The 14,494-nt window shown below is 61.2% G+C and carries 10 protein-coding genes; 3 read left to right on the top strand and 7 right to left on the bottom strand.

Going from position 1 to position 14,494, the window contains the following annotated elements:
- Genes QKD99_RS03875 through QKD99_RS03855 form a run of 5 tightly spaced genes read right to left on the bottom strand, consistent with a single transcriptional unit; the run spans position 1 to position 8,075 of the window.
- Entirely contained in the window at positions 1–507 is a 507-nt protein-coding gene (locus tag QKD99_RS03875) for a MarR family transcriptional regulator (protein WP_284766304.1), read from the bottom strand.
- A gap of 4 nt (positions 508–511) precedes the next feature.
- Positions 512–3,097, bottom strand: a complete 2,586-nt coding sequence (locus QKD99_RS03870; protein WP_347950760.1) for an AAA family ATPase — start codon at positions 3,095–3,097, stop codon at positions 512–514.
- Positions 3,097–4,215, bottom strand: coding sequence for an exonuclease SbcCD subunit D (locus QKD99_RS03865; RefSeq protein WP_347950759.1), 1,119 nt, complete (start codon positions 4,213–4,215; stop codon positions 3,097–3,099). Before QKD99_RS03865 ends, QKD99_RS03870 begins: the two co-directional genes overlap by 1 nt.
- Positions 4,215–5,036, bottom strand: a complete 822-nt coding sequence (locus QKD99_RS03860) for an SWIM zinc finger family protein (protein WP_294165052.1) — start codon at positions 5,034–5,036, stop codon at positions 4,215–4,217. Before QKD99_RS03860 ends, QKD99_RS03865 begins: the two co-directional genes overlap by 1 nt.
- A 3-nt stretch (positions 5,037–5,039) precedes the next feature.
- The gene (locus QKD99_RS03855) at positions 5,040–8,075 is read right to left on the bottom strand and encodes a DEAD/DEAH box helicase (protein ID WP_347950758.1); all 3,036 of its coding nucleotides are present in this window, start codon (positions 8,073–8,075) and stop codon (positions 5,040–5,042) included.
- A gap of 167 nt (positions 8,076–8,242) precedes the next feature.
- On the opposite strand from QKD99_RS03855, the gene putP reads away from it, so the two are divergent.
- Genes putP through QKD99_RS03840 form a run of 3 tightly spaced genes read left to right on the top strand, consistent with a single transcriptional unit; the run spans position 8,243 to position 10,918 of the window.
- A complete protein-coding gene (putP, locus tag QKD99_RS03850) occupies positions 8,243–9,808 on the top strand; it encodes a sodium/proline symporter PutP (RefSeq protein ID WP_347950757.1) in 1,566 nt (521 codons plus the stop codon).
- A 37-nt stretch (positions 9,809–9,845) separates the two neighbouring features.
- Positions 9,846–10,424: an HNH endonuclease family protein gene (locus QKD99_RS03845; RefSeq protein ID WP_347950756.1), complete on the top strand. Its 579-nt coding sequence runs from the start codon at positions 9,846–9,848 to the stop codon at positions 10,422–10,424.
- A gap of 44 nt (positions 10,425–10,468) precedes the next feature.
- Positions 10,469–10,918, top strand: a complete 450-nt coding sequence (locus QKD99_RS03840) for a DUF2269 domain-containing protein (RefSeq protein ID WP_347950755.1) — start codon at positions 10,469–10,471, stop codon at positions 10,916–10,918.
- A 20-nt stretch (positions 10,919–10,938) separates the two neighbouring features.
- On the opposite strand, the gene QKD99_RS03835 is transcribed toward QKD99_RS03840, so the two are convergent.
- Both QKD99_RS03835 and QKD99_RS03830 read right to left on the bottom strand, forming a co-directional pair.
- On the bottom strand, positions 10,939–12,165 hold the full coding sequence (locus QKD99_RS03835; RefSeq protein WP_347950754.1) for an HNH endonuclease signature motif containing protein: 1,227 nt from the start codon (positions 12,163–12,165) through the stop codon (positions 10,939–10,941).
- Between the two features lie 148 nt (positions 12,166–12,313).
- A complete protein-coding gene (locus QKD99_RS03830; RefSeq protein ID WP_347950753.1) occupies positions 12,314–14,173 on the bottom strand; it encodes a DEAD/DEAH box helicase in 1,860 nt (619 codons plus the stop codon).
- Positions 14,174–14,494 lie beyond the last annotated feature (321 nt).

The following is a 14,494-nucleotide window of genomic DNA, read 5'->3' as shown; positions in this document are numbered from 1 at the left end:
TTAATCCTTTCCGTGTAGTAGCGAATCGGGCACGTACCCCTCATAGCCCGGGATGTTTTTGACCTGAAGAACTCCGGTGAAAAAGCGCCGCAGCGCCGGTACGTCTTCGGGTTGCAGATGGTCAAAGACCATACGGCGCACGGATTCCACGTGCTCCGGAGCGGCACGCCGCAGGTGTTCTAGGCCAACGTGGGTCACGCACACGTTGATGCCGCGAGCATCTTCCTCGTCCGGTTCTTTAGTGAGCAGGCCGCGCTTTTCCATCCTGGTTACTTGGTGGGAGGCGCGGGAGCGATCCCACTCCAACTGCGTGCATAGCTCGTGCAGGCGCAGGCGTTGTTCCGGTGCCTCGGACAGGGCTACGAGCACGGCGAACTCGGAGGCAGATACCTCACCGCCGGCCTTAAGCGTCTCATCCATTCCCCTATCGATCTTGCGCACGGCGCCAAGGAGCAGGCGCCATAGCTCCTGCTCTTCGTCGTCTAACCAGCGAGTTTGATAAGGCATGGCACTAGGTTACCCCTTTGAGCGCGGCAATGTCGCGCTCACTGCGTCCCGGTACGCGGGAATAGCGTTCCGGCATGCAGGTAAAGACCAATACCTGATTGTCCCGGCCCACATGGGAAAACAGCGTGGCCATAAGTTGCAGGCGGTGTGCATCAGTAGAGCCCAACGCGTCATCCACAATGACGGGAACCGACTCCGCCCCCACTAATTGCGCAATGGCAAAGCGGGTGAGGATGGCCAATTGCTCGCGGGCACCACCGGAGAGGCTGGCTAGGCTCACCGTCTCATTGTCCTGGGTACGGGTGGTCACGCGGAGGTCGTCATCGAGATCGAAAGTGATGTCACCGCCGTACACAGTGCGGGCCAGCCGCGACAGTGCAGCCACGAAGGGCGCGGCGTAGCGCTGCCGGGCGGCATCGCGATGCTTGAGCAAAAGTTCTCGCAGATAGCGGGCGGCTTGCGCACGTTTGTCCACGCTTTCATATACCGCCCGCGCCATCTCCACCGCCGCGGTGGCCTGTTGGGCGCGCTCGGCGGCACCGGAATGGAAATTCACCTCGCTAGAAAGCCGGCCAAGATCCACCTCGCAGCGTTGGATGCGGTCGGTGAGGTAATCCAGGTGGGACTGCGCGCCTTCTACCAGGGACTGCGCGGTAGCAAGGTCAACGGCTTCCATTTCTTCGAGCTGCCCGCGCAGGTCTCCCACGACACCTTCTAGGCGGGTGACCTCGGCACGCAGGTCCTTGTCGGCGGCGCGTTCGCGCGCGGAGGCAAGGTCTCGAGTCACGCGCTGCGCGTTTTCGCGGGCCGCGGCAAGTTCGGCATCGAGGCGCACAGCCTCATGGGCCAGCCTGCTTTCGCGGTACGGCACGAGTTCGCGGTCGAGCGCATCGACCTTTTCGCTGGCTGCTTCCTCCGCGGCTTCGGCGGCGGCGAGATCTATCTCTTCCGCGTCTGCAAGGTCCGCGACTTTCTCAGCCAGTGCGGCATGCTGGGCGCGCAGCTCGCCCAAATCATCCGGTCCCAGTTCCGCGGCAAGGGCACGGGTGGCGGCAGCGAGGGCGTCGTTCTGCGCACGGTGCGTCTCATGGGCTTCCTCGGCCGCAGCCACTGAGCCTACGCCCAGGGTATCGAGCAGCTCGTGCAGCCGGGTGCGGGCCTGTTCCACATCGCGTTGGGTGTCCTCCGCGGAATAGGAACCGGCCGAGAAGCGGGCGGTGAAATCACCGATGGTGATAACGCGGGAATCGACAAGCTCAACGGCGGTGTCCTCCCCCACCTCGATGTCCTCGCCATCGACGCGGATGGAGGAACCAGCAGGTCCGGAGAAATGCACCTTGGCGGCCGCGGCCTCGTGCAGGCGCTCGGCCACCGACAGCGCTGAGTCCGCCTTGTGCAGGCTGGTGATATCGGTCGCGGTGACCTCGCGGCCGCGTTGGGCGATGGTCGCACGTGCCTGGTCTACCTCGGCGGCTAGGCCGTCAAGCGATTCCAGCCGGGCGCTGAGCTGCTCAAACTTCTGCTTATCTTGCAGGCGGCGCGCCTGTTTCAGAGTGCTGCGGGCCGCGGCATAGTCCTCTTTGGCCTCCGCCAGGCGCTTTTCTAATCTTTCCTTCTCCTCGGCCTCCTCTTTAGCCTTGTCCTGCGCGGCGGTGAGCTTGTACTGGGCAGCCTCGGTAGCCCTGGCAGATTCCTCGGCGGCGGTAACGAGCTCGCCGCGCTCGGTGACTGCGGATTGCGCACGAGCGAGATCGTCCGAGGCGCGCTCAAGCGTGGCTTTATGGGAGTCCAGCTTGGCCTGCGCGGTGGCGGCTTCCTTGGCCTGCGCCTGTTTGTCGGTGAGATCGGCGCGGGCGGCGGGGAGCTCTGCTTCAGCGGCGACTTGGTCGCGCTCGAGTTGCTCGTAACGCTCGACCACGGAATCGAGCTCGCGCAGTACGCGGGTGGCTTCTGTGTATTCCTCTTCGGCGCGAGCTAGGGCTGCGGCGGATTCCTTGTACTCGCCTGCCGGATTACCCTTCGCTGCAGTGAAGTAGCGCTGATATTCCTTATCCACTCGGGCCAACAACGCGGAGTCATCGCCAGAGACTTCTTCCTCAGCCAGGCCGGATTCGCGCTCTAGCGCCCGGGTTAGGCTAGGGATGCCGACGGCAGAAATGGCCTCGCCGGTGTCGTCTTGGCGCATAAAGAGGGCGTCGACAAGCGAGCGATCCAAGTGCTCCGAAAGGATGCGATCCAGCTCATCGTCGGCTTGGCTGCCGGTAAACTGCGCCGGCCGGGGTGCGGTGATATTCAGCTCGCAGGACTTCTTGGATAGCCAGCGTTTGGCAATGCGGAAGCGGTACTCGCCTACGCTTAGCTCGGCCGTAACTTCCGGGGCAACGTCCTTGCCCACCGGCTGCAGGGAGCGAATTCGCTTGGAGCGGCCGCTGTGCTTTTCGGTGAGCACCACGTCGAGTGCCTCCACGATGGTGGACTTGCCGGCCTCGTTCTCGCCATGGATGACCACGACGCCGGTCTCGGGCAGCTCATCGAGGACCAAGTGCTCAATGCCGCGGACGTTGGTAAGTTCTAGGCGGTGGATGCGCATCAGGACTGTCCCTCCAGGCGGAATAGCAGGTTGGCGGCGTCGCGGGCGACGGGATCCTCGCGGTTATCCAATAGTTCATGCAGCGCTTCGGCCGCGTAGCCGGAGATATCGAGGCTGGCCAATTCCTCCTCGCTGGGTTCCAGGTAAAGGTCCATGGTGCGCTCGCGCGGGCGCAGGGAGGCAAATACGGCTTCGTACTCGTCCAGGCCGCGCTGCAGGCGGGCGTGGGCCTCAACGCCGAGCGTGCCACGCAGGCTATATTTCACGGCCGTGCGCACCTTATCGGGGTACTCGCCTAGGCGCGCGAGGAAGCGTTCCACGTCTTCGGCGGAATCCACGGCGGCATCGAGGGCTTCAAAGGTCCAGCGGCCGATGCGGCGCTTCTCGACGTCCACCTTATCCCCCACGCGCACCACCAGCGCATTGCCGGAATCGGCCTCACCGCCACCGGTGCTGGTTTCCTTATAGTCCGTGGTCTCCGGGCTGCCGGAAAACCACACCCGGCCGGTGGTGCCGAGGCTGGCGGTGGAGTGGGTATCGCCCAGCGCTAGGTAGTCGATCACCCCGCGGTCCAGGCAGTCCTCGACGAAGGCAAGGTCGATGGTATCGGCATCATCCTCGCCGGAGCGGGAATCCACCTGACCGTGCCCGACGGCGATGCGAATGCCCACGGCCGGCTCCAACGCTTCGAGCGCTTGGCGGACCAAGTCGTGATTCGCACGCTTGGACAGATACGGCGCACCGACCAGCTCCACGCCGGGTGCGACCTCGATGGGCTCTGAGTCTGCGATGACGTGGACATTCTCCGCGCTGGTCTTATAAAAGACCGAATCCGCCACCAGCGGATCGTGATTTCCCGGCAGGACATAGACCGGCACCGGCAGGCGCTTGAACATCTCCGTGGCGCGGGCAAGGATGTCGCGCGAGAGGGCATTGTGCTCAAAGACGTCGCCGGCCACGACGATGAACTCCGCGCCGGTCTCCTCGGCCAGCTCGCCTAGCCGCACGATGGCGGCCTCGCGGTCATCGTTAAAACGGCCTTGGGCTTCACCCTTCAGAAACCACCGGGTCATGCCCAGCTGAAAATCGGAGGTATGGATAAACGTGATAGCAGTCATTAGTGCGTGAGGTGGTAGTAGAGGTCTTCAATATCGGATACCGCGCGCAGGAGGTCCAGGTTGGTATGCGAAACCGAGCGCATGGCCTTGCGCAAGAGGTCCGGATCGGAGTCATCTATGGCCGGGGCGACCTTGGGCTGCGGCAGCTTCGGCAGCTCGCGCCCGTTCCAGAAGATGTCATTCTTTTCTTCCTCGGACAGGTCGCTCGGGGTGAAGCTTTCGCGGCTGACCGCCTTGGCCTGCTCTAAGACCATGCGCTCCAGCCGAGCAAAGTCCAGCCCGCGCATATTAAAGATGACGGCTGGATCCGCATCGGCGCGGGTGGCGAGCTTATCGCCCACCGCCACGATGTGCTTGCATACGTACTCGCCGTCGGGGCAGTCACAGGTCAGGCGCAAGTCTTCGGCCTCGTGGGCGAAGAGGGTGTCTAGGGCGGCGTCGGCAAGCAAGCCCTTGCGCGCATTGGCCACGGAATTGGGGGTGCGGGCGAACTCGGTGGCTAGCTGGGCAATATCATCGTTATTGCGGTACGGCAGCTGGATGAGCACCGCAAAGGGCTCGTTCTGGGAGCCGGCCACGCGGCCATGGATGGCGCCATTGCGCACCTCGAGGCCTACGACGTGGCCGCCCTCGGCATACTGACGGCCGCGAGTAATTCGGCCGCGATCCGCGCCATGCGAGGTAAAGGCCGCAATCCGCGCAGCCGTGGTGGACAGTATGCGCCCGCTGCGGTCTACGTGATTGACCTCGGCCGGGGTGCTTACTCGTTTTCGGGTACCAAAATTGGCATAGATGACGTTGTCGTCGCCTTTAACAGCCATGGATTACTCCCTCCCCCGGTAGCTCATGAGTGCGGCCAGCTGATCGGGGTCTAGCTCGGTAAGCCAGCCCTCGCCTTCGCCCACCACGGCGCCGGCCAGCTGCGTCTTACCGTCCAAGATATCCTGGATGGATTCCTCCAGCGTACCTGCGGTGATCATCTTATACACCTGCACATTGCGGCGCTGGCCAATGCGGAAGGCACGGTCCGTCGCCTGGTTTTCCACCGCCGGGTTCCACCAGCGGTCCATGTGCACGACGATAGAGGCGGCCGTGAGGTTCAGGCCGGTGCCGCCCGCCTTGAGCGATAGGATCATCGCCGGCGGGCCGTCCTCGGACTGGAAGTCCTCCACCATCTGGTCGCGCTTATTCTTGCTTACCCCGCCGTGCAGGAAGGGGATCTCGCGGCCGAGCTGGTCGCTTAGGTAAGGCTGCAAGATATCACCAAAGGCCTTGTACTGGGTAAACACCAGGAGACGCTCGCCGGATTCGGTGGCCTCATCCACGATGCGCATGAGCTCTTTGACCTTGCCGGAGCGGTGCTTTCCCTTGAGCACCACCGGCGAGTTATCGCCTAGGTAGTGCGCGGGGTGATTACAAATCTGCTTAATGCGGGTGAGTGAGGCCAGCACCAAACCGCGCTTATTGATGCCCGTCGCTTCCTGCAGGTCCTTTTTCACCTGGTTGACCAGCGCCTTATACAGGGCAGCCTGTTCGGTGGTCATGGATACGGTGAGGATCTGCTCGGACTTTTCCGGCAGGTCATCGATGATATTCGGATCCGTCTTGACGCGGCGGAGGATAAACGGCGCGGTGAGCTGGCGCAGGCGCTCGGACATTTCCTCGTCATTATTGCGCTCGATGGCCTTAGCAAAGTGATTGCGGAAGAACGAAGCGGTGCCCAGCACGCCGGGATTGCAGAAATCCAGGATGGAGCGCATCTCAGAGAGGCGATTTTCCACGGGAGTGCCGGTCAGCGCCACGCGGTGTTCCGAGGGCAGCGAGCGCACGGCCTTGGAAGAGCGCGTCGCGGAATTCTTGATGGCCTGGGCCTCATCGAGGACAACGCGCTGCCAGCCCACTTCGCCCATGTCCTTAAAATCGCGGCCCACGGTGCCGTAGGTGGTGATGACGAGGTCACACTCGCTGGCCTCCTTTAAAAAGTCCTCGCCACGCGGACGGCTCGAGCCATGCTGCACCATAACCTTGAAGTCTGGGACGAAGCGCTGGGCCTCGCGGGCCCAGTTGCCCACCACGGACGTTGGTGCCACCACGAGCGTGGGACCGGTCTGCTCACCGCGGTCCTTTTCTACCGCGAGGAGGGACAGTAGTTGGAGGGTTTTGCCGAGCCCCATGTCGTCGGCAAGCACTGCTCCAATGCCACTGCGCGACATCCAGTACAGCCAGTCGACGCCGCGGCGCTGGTACTCGCGCAGCTCCGCATGCACAGTCGTAGGAATCTCCACGCGCTCCGGGGCGACCTTATCCACCCCGCCGAGCAGCGCCGTGTGCCAAGTGCTGCCGGTGAACTCGATGGGCTCTTGGGTCATGGACTCCAGCGCCAGCTCGCGCAGCTCGGCCACGGTGACCTGCTCGTGCTCCTCGCCGCCCTCGTTGAATTCTTGGCGGCGGCGCTCCACGTCCGCCATCAGAGCTTCCCACCCTGGCTGGTCGAGCTGCTTAGCCATCTCTGCGGAGGCTGCTAGCTGCTCGAGCTCCTTCTTCTTGCGCGCGATGGCCTTCTCCCGCAGCGCGTCCATGTAGCCGGAGACTTGGGAGACGACCTGCTTATCGGCCATGACCCACTTGCCGCGCAGCTGGATGAGGCCGGACTTGGAATTGACCAGGTCCTCCATCTCTTCCTCGGTCAGCTCCACATCGCCCACGGACATGCGCCAGTTATAGTCCACCAGCTTATTCATGCCGATGTGCTTCTTCGTGGCGGCTTCAGCCGGATCGCGGGCCTCGTGGGTTTCCAACTTGGCCTTAGTCTCCATCTGCGCCCAGGCTTTGGGAAGCATGACGGTCACGCCGCTGGCCTTGAGCTTATCCACCTCGTGGGTAATAAAGTGGGTGAGCTGGTGGGTTTCAAGGTAGACGTCCCAGTCGCCGTCGCCAGGCTGCGGCAGTTGCGCGGTCTCCCTCAGTGTGGGTGCGATGCGCACTGCTTTGCGGTGAGCCTCGCGCAGCTTTTCCACACTCGCCCTATCCAAACTCTGCGCCGACACCGGCCGCGGAGAATCCGTGCCCGAGCGAACCCGCACGCGCACTGGCCACTTGGCCGTATCCGGGTCATCGTCAAGCGGCTCCTCCACGATGTAGACCAGCTGGAGCTCTACCTCGTAAATGGAGTTCTTCCACTCATTGAGCCCGCGCAGCAGCTGCGATCGCCCCCGTCGGATCGGCCGCGTATCGAGCAGGGCGCGAGCAAACTCGTGCCATGGCATCGGCCGCGGCGCCTCCGCCACGGGCCGCAGCTCGCGGAAGGCAATCCAGTGGGTAAGCTCATCGGCCATATCATCCGACAGCGCACGGTTATTAACGTGCAAGATTCCTGGCGCGGCCGCCATCATCTCCGCGAGCCAGCCGCGCTCGCCCAAGCCGGAGGCCAGCTGCCACATGGGGAACCACTCATTGGCCTGGTAAGCCAGCCGGAAGGTCACCCGCCCGGCGCGCACAAACTTGCACAGGCCGCTGTAGGCGTGGATGAGCCACTGGAGGTCTGGCGCGATGGTGGCGGGCGGCTTGTGGTTCAGGTGCTCCATTTGGGCAAGCGCCGCCACGGCCTCTTCGGGTCCGAACATCGCCATGGGCACCATCAGGGAGACATCCTTGCCCTTTGGCGTACGCAGCGATACCCGCGCTCGGTTGCGGAAGGATTTCTGCGCCAAGATGGACTCCACCGCTGGCGGGAAGGTGCCCTCGGGGACGGCGTTGGGCATGACGATCTTGTGTCCTTCTACCTGTTCAATCCATAGACCTAGTCCCGTAACGGGGAGCCACAGTCCATGCACGAGGTAAGAAGCCATAGCCGCCAGCATAGCAGCCCCTTTTGGTTTTGTTACAGGCTCGTTATGTTCCACCCTTTTCCCAGTTGAACGACAGAAAATCGAAACGGAGATCTGCGCCACACCTGTATTTTCGCTTGGGTTAACCTTGTGACCCCGTTAACGTGAGAATGTCATCACACATCTACAAGGAGTAAATCGTGCAAGATTCAACTTGGTACGTCATTGCGATGATCGTGTATCTCCTCGCAATGGCAGCCATTGGCTATTGGAGCTACAAGCAAACCGATCAATATGACGATTATGTTTTGGGCGGCCGTGGTCTGCACCCATTCGTAGCGGCTCTCTCCGCAGGCGCTTCCGACATGTCCGGCTGGCTCCTCATGGGCCTGCCTGGCGCGCTCTTCCTCTCCGGCATGTCCGAGCTATGGATGGCCATCGGCCTGCTCGTCGGCTGCTGGGCAAACTGGAAGTGGGTCGCACCGCGCCTGCGCTCCTACTCGGAGATCGCGGCCAACTCGATTACCGTGCCGTCCTTCTTTGAAAACCGCCTGCACGATAAGTCCCGTCTGCTGCGCATCATCTCTGCAGCTATCATCATCTTCTTCTTTACCTTCTACGTCTCCTCCGGCATGGTCTCCGGCGGCCGCTACTTTGAGTCCACCTTCGGTGGCGACTACCTCACCGGCATGCTCGTTATCGCCGCGGTGACCATCTTCTACACCTTCGTCGGTGGCTTCTTGGCGGTGTCCTACACGGACGTCGTCCAGGGCGTGCTTATGTTCGTCGCCCTGATGATCGTGCCAATTATGGCAATCGTCTCTCTCAGCGATCCTGCCTCCATCTTCTCTTTCGCCAGCAATAATGCCTACGGCACCGATGGCGTAGTGGAAAATGACAACTACTTCTCCATGTTCGCGGGCGTTTCCGCTGGCGTCATCATCGGCAACCTGGCCTGGGGCCTGGGCTACTTTGGCCAGCCACACATCGTGGTCCGCTTCATGGCGCTGCGTAAGCCTTCCGACGCCCGCCAGGGCCGCTTCTACGGCGTTACCTGGATGGGCCTGTCCGTCATCGGCGCCATCTTCGTCGCTCTCTCTGGCACCGTTTACTTCACCCAGACCGGCCACAGCATCACCGACCAGGACAACTTCGAAACCATCTTCCTGGATATGGCGCAGGCCATGATGCACCCACTGCCCGCCGGCTTCGTCCTGACCGCAGTTCTGGCCGCCATCATGTCCACCATGTCGTCCCAGATGCTCGTCGTCTCTACTTCCCTCATCGAGGACCTCTTCCTCATCTTTGCTAAGAAGAAGCCCAGCGAGCAGGTCCTCATCAACCTCTCCCGCACCGCCATCGTGGCCATCGCGGTCATCGCCGCTCTGCTGGCTATCAACCCGTCCGATTCCATCCTCGGCCTAGTTGGCTTCGCCTGGGCAGGCTTCGGTTCCGCCTTCGGCCCCATCGTTCTGCTGTCCCTGTACTGGAAGCGCTTCAATTCCACCGGCGCGATTGCCGGCATGCTAACCGGTGCCGTCGTGGCCATTGGCTGGGGCATGTCCCCGCTTTCCGACGTCCTCTATGAGATGGTCCCAGGCTTCTTCCTGGCCCTCCTCGTGGCCGTCGTAGTCACCAAGCTCACCAAGGAACCACAGCCGGAGGTTGTTGCTGAGTTCGAAGAGGCCACCAAGCTGGCCAAGCTCGTGGAAAATAACTCCAATCTCGACTTTGAGGAAGCCGCAGAAAAGGTCACTGATAAGTAATCGGAACCAACGCGGGCCCCTCGCAGTCCAATAGGACATGAAGTCCTATTACCTGGCCGCGCTATCATGCATCACCGTCCTCATCGGTGCATGGTATGCGTGGCCTTTTCCGCGTTTTGACGTCACCACGCTCCCCTCCCGCCCCGAAGCCGCCGGCTACAACCGTGAAGACTTCGGCATCTGGCAGCCCCACGGCGCCTGCACCACCCGCGAGGTCATTCTAGAAAGCCAATCCAGCGAACCCCTCCACGCCTGCCACGCCCGCAGCGGGACTGTTTATGACCCCTATAGTGGCACCACCATTCCCGCTGCCTCTCCCATTGAGATCGACCATATCTTTCCCCTCTCCGCGGCCTATGACATGGGCGCTTCCGAGTGGGACCGCGAAACCAAGGTCCGCTTTGGCAACGACCCGCTCAATCTCGTGGCCACCAGCCGTGAGCTCAACCAAGAAAAGTCAGACTCCCTCCCTGCGGATTGGCTTCCTCCGGCCAATCGTTGCGACTATTCGCGCCGCCTCGCCGACATCGCCCGCAAGTACGCCCTTCCCCTCCCTTCCAAGGACGTGCGGGCGATGCAAAGGCAATGTCGGTTAGCCGTACTCACCGGAAATTGATTAGGGTTGACGTGGCAACTTTCCGCGATTGAAGGGTTCTTTCAATGACTTCTTTCCTTGTATTTCTCCACGTGGCCGCAGCCATTCTCTTGATCGGCCCAGTATGCGTATCCACCTCCAGCTTCCAGACCCAAATGGCCAAAGCAGCACAAGGCGACCACGCGGCGCTCGGCTCCGCTCGCGTCCTGCATAACATCACCAATACCTACGGCTACATCTCTGCCATCGTGCCTATCCTCGGCCTCGGCGTATTCCTGTCCGATATTGACGCTTACAAGTCCGCGGTCAATTTCCACATCGCCATCTTGGTTGCCATCGTCGCATGGTGCCTGCTCTTCTTCGTCATTCTGCCAAAGCAGAAGAAGGCAATGGCCGCCCTCGAGTCCACTGAATCCTTCGACTACGCGGCAGCAAAGAAGCCGCTGTCCGCATTCGGCGGCGTGTTCAACCTGCTGTGGATTGTCTGCCTTATCCTGATGTACGTCAACTTCTAAGTGGCCTTCTAAGAGGCCATTTATTCTTCTGGGACAGTGTCTTCACTGTCCCTTTTCTCGTTTTTGAGCTCCTCCTTCAACTTTTGTGCATCTTCGTGCGCATTTTCTCGATGCCGCCGCGTCGCCTGCGCCACCGTCTGTGCCCACCGCCGATTCTTCGGTGTAAGCGGACCGCTAGCCTCGTCATAGACCCAAGTGGAATCCTCAAAGAGCCAGACGATGTCCCCGCTAACCGGGTCCTTAATATAGAAGGCTCGGCCATCGGTCTTTATGTTGTGGTGGTGTTGACAAAGGCAGGTCAAATTTGCTGCAGAGGTAGGACCCCCTTCGGCGAAATCGTGCCGGTGGTCCATCTGGGAGGCCATCGCCGGCCTCGTGCAGCCGGGCCACCGGCAGGTTCCATCGAGCCCCTCCACAAAGGCGCGGATATGCGGCGGCGTTACATAGTTTCTGCTTTCATCCTCCGCTGCTGCATCCATGTCGCGGACGGTCGTGGCCCGCGATTGCATGTCATCGGCAACCTCCGGTGAAACCCACCCCAAGCTTTGGACGAAGGCCGGAGCATCCGGCAGATCGCAGCGGTACATATTGAGCACCACCTTCGCCTTGGCTTCGGCCTCGCCGGTGAGCAACTCGACCGCAGCCTGAGCCAAGGAAATGTCCTTCTCCGTGGCCACACCGCGAATATTTCGGTCGATGATTTCGGCAGTCTCTAAGCCCACGTCTAGGCACACTGCGGCCCACTCCCCGCCCGTGGGCTCAAGGTGATAAGTCTCTTTGCGGCGCGGGTCGCGTGCGGCAATGGTCGGATCAAGGCGGACAATGAGCTCCCGCAGCTTTCGCCGCAGGTTGCGATGGGACGGTAATTTTTGGTTGGGACGTTTGGGGGTGAGGTAGGTGGTTAATTCGGCGTCGATAAGCAGGCATTGTTCGGTGCCAATCTCGCCCAACTTGGACAGCGTCTGGTCGATGGTAATTAAGCGGTCTAAATCTAAGTGGTAGTGCTCTTCCTGCCGGGCTTTAAGGCGCGGCAGCTCCTGTAATCGCTCAAAGGCGAAAATGATATTTCTAATTCGGGACTGCCGCGTTCCGGTGAGATCTGACAGTGATTGGCTAATTATTTCGATATCATCATCCGGGTCTGGATGCAGGCGCTTCCAGAGGAGGTATTCGGCCTTGCGGATGTCTGTTGCTGCTTGTGAGGTGGAATTTGCTGGATTGGTATTGGCAAAGTAGGGCGCATTCATGGACTTCCCCCGCAGAAGTTTCTCTAGAACATGTTTGCGCTTTCAGTATACAAAACCCCTCCGACACACTACCCCCGTTTATAGTAAAACCGCAGGTCAAAAGGCACGAAAAAATGGGCCTCCGAAAAGGCCCATTCAGTCGAAAATGCTAGTCTCGCCAGCGTCCACCGCGCTTGCGTCCGCCGCCGTGGTCACGGCGTGGCGGGCGGCCGGTGTCCTTTTGAATCTTGATCAGCTGGCCGGAAATACGGGTATCCTTCAGGCGGTCCAGCACTGCCGGGTCAAGGTTCTTTGGCAGGTCAACCAGGGTATGGCCCACCGCGATGGTGATGCGGCCGAAGTCCTTGGCCGACAATCCGCCTTCATTGGCGATGGCACCCACGATAGCTCCCGGGCGCACATTTTGCCGCTTGCCGACGTCCAGTCGGTACGTCTCAAAGTCTCCGTCCGGCCGCTTGGGGCCGCGGCCCTTGCCGCCGCCCTTGAAATCACGCTTGCGATCGTCGCGGCGTTCGCGGTCGCGCTTCGGCTTGGGAAGCGGCTTGTCTTCCATCAGGAAGTTCTTGCCGCCCTGCAGCATGACGGCGAGGGCTGCGGCAATGTCATCCATGGCCGCGTTATTGTCCTCGGAGTATTTGCGCACCAAGGTGCGGAAGAAATCCGCCTGCTTATTGTCCATGGAGTTGGTAATGGACTGCGCAAACTTTTCCTTGCGCTTTTCATTGACCTCATCGACGGACGGCAGGTCCATCTCTTCCAGGCGGGCGTTGGTCACGCGCTCGATGGAGCGCAACATGCGGCGCTCGCGCGGGGTGACGAACAGGATGGCTTCGCCGGAACGGCCCGCGCGGCCGGTGCGGCCGATGCGGTGCACGTAGGACTCGGTATCGTTCGGGATATCGAAGTTGACCACGTGGGTGATGCGCTCAACGTCAAGGCCACGGGCGGCGACGTCGGTAGCCACGAGGATGTCTAGGCGGCCATCCTTAAGCTGATCGACGGTGCGCTCACGCTGCGCCTGCGCAATATCGCCGTTGATGGCGGCGGCGCTGAAACCACAGTCACGCAGGGTCTCAGCCACTTCTTCGGTCTCGTGCTTGGTGCGGCAGAAGACGATGATGGCGTCGTAATTGATGACCTCGAGGATGCGGGTGAAGGCATCCATCTTTGCGCGGTGCGGGATGAGGAGGAAGCGCTGCGTGATGTTGTCATTGGTGCGGCGCTCGGACTTCACCGTGACCTCGGCGGGGTTGTCGAGGTACTGCTTAGACAGGCGCCGAATAGCGTTCGGCATGGTAGCCGAGAAAAGCGCCACCTGCTTGCGGTCCGGGGTGTCTTCCAGGATGCGCTCGACGTCTTCCTGGAAGCCCATGTTCAGCATCTCATCGGCCTCATCGAGGACGAGGAACTGCAGCTGCGACAGGTCCAGCGAGCCCTTCTCCAGGTGGTCGATGACGCGACCCGGGGTACCCACAATGACCTGCGCACCGCGGCGCAGACCGGAAAGCTGAATGCCATAAGCTTGGCCGCCGTAAATAGGCAGCACCTCGACGCCCTTGAGGGACTCGGCGAAGGATTGGAAGGAGTCCGCCACCTGCAGGGCCAGCTCGCGGGTTGGAGCGAGCACGAGGGCCTGCGGATGGCGGGCTTTGGTGTCAATCTGCGACAAAACCGGCAGCGCAAAGGCTGCGGTCTTGCCGGTACCGGTCTGGGCGAGGCCGACAACGTCGCGGCCTTCCATCAAGATCGGGATGGTTTCTTCCTGAATGGGGGAAGGCTTGGTGAAGCCTACTTTCGCAACGGCCTCCAGAATTTTCTCTGGCAGGCCAAGATGCGCGAACCCCTGGGAGTTGTCGTTGGCTGAATCTTCGGACTCAGCGCCGGTGTCCTCAGAAGTATTCGCAGCCCTGGTGTCCTTGGTGACACCTTGCGAGTTGTCCTGAGATTCCGACTTATTAAAATCTTCCGGCTCGTTGACGCCGCCGGTGGCGTTATCGGTAATGCTCATTGCTTCACCAACCCTACGCGATTGCAGCCACAAACTCCATTGCGCAGCTCCTCGGCTTTCCTAGCCCAGATTTCCTGCAATGTTCGAAGCAGTTCGAAAACACCGAAGCGTGGCGTCGCGTCCTTCTTCTAAGGTGCAGTTCATGTCTCATCCACGCCCACGGTTCCTTTACGACCAAGCACGTATCCGTGCCAAGCTAAGTTCGTATCCAGGGTTCAGCACGGAACTGGACCCTCCGGTAGATCTTTATCTGTCCTCGCTGTCTACGGGCCTGATCTACCCCACTAGGCGCAGCCGTCGGCCACAGCATGGCGAGTTTGT

This window comes from Corynebacterium sp. c3Ub_189 (assembly GCF_039907195.1).
GTDB lineage: Bacteria > Actinomycetota > Actinomycetes > Mycobacteriales > Mycobacteriaceae > Corynebacterium.
This window is presented reverse-complemented; position numbering and strand designations above follow the sequence as displayed.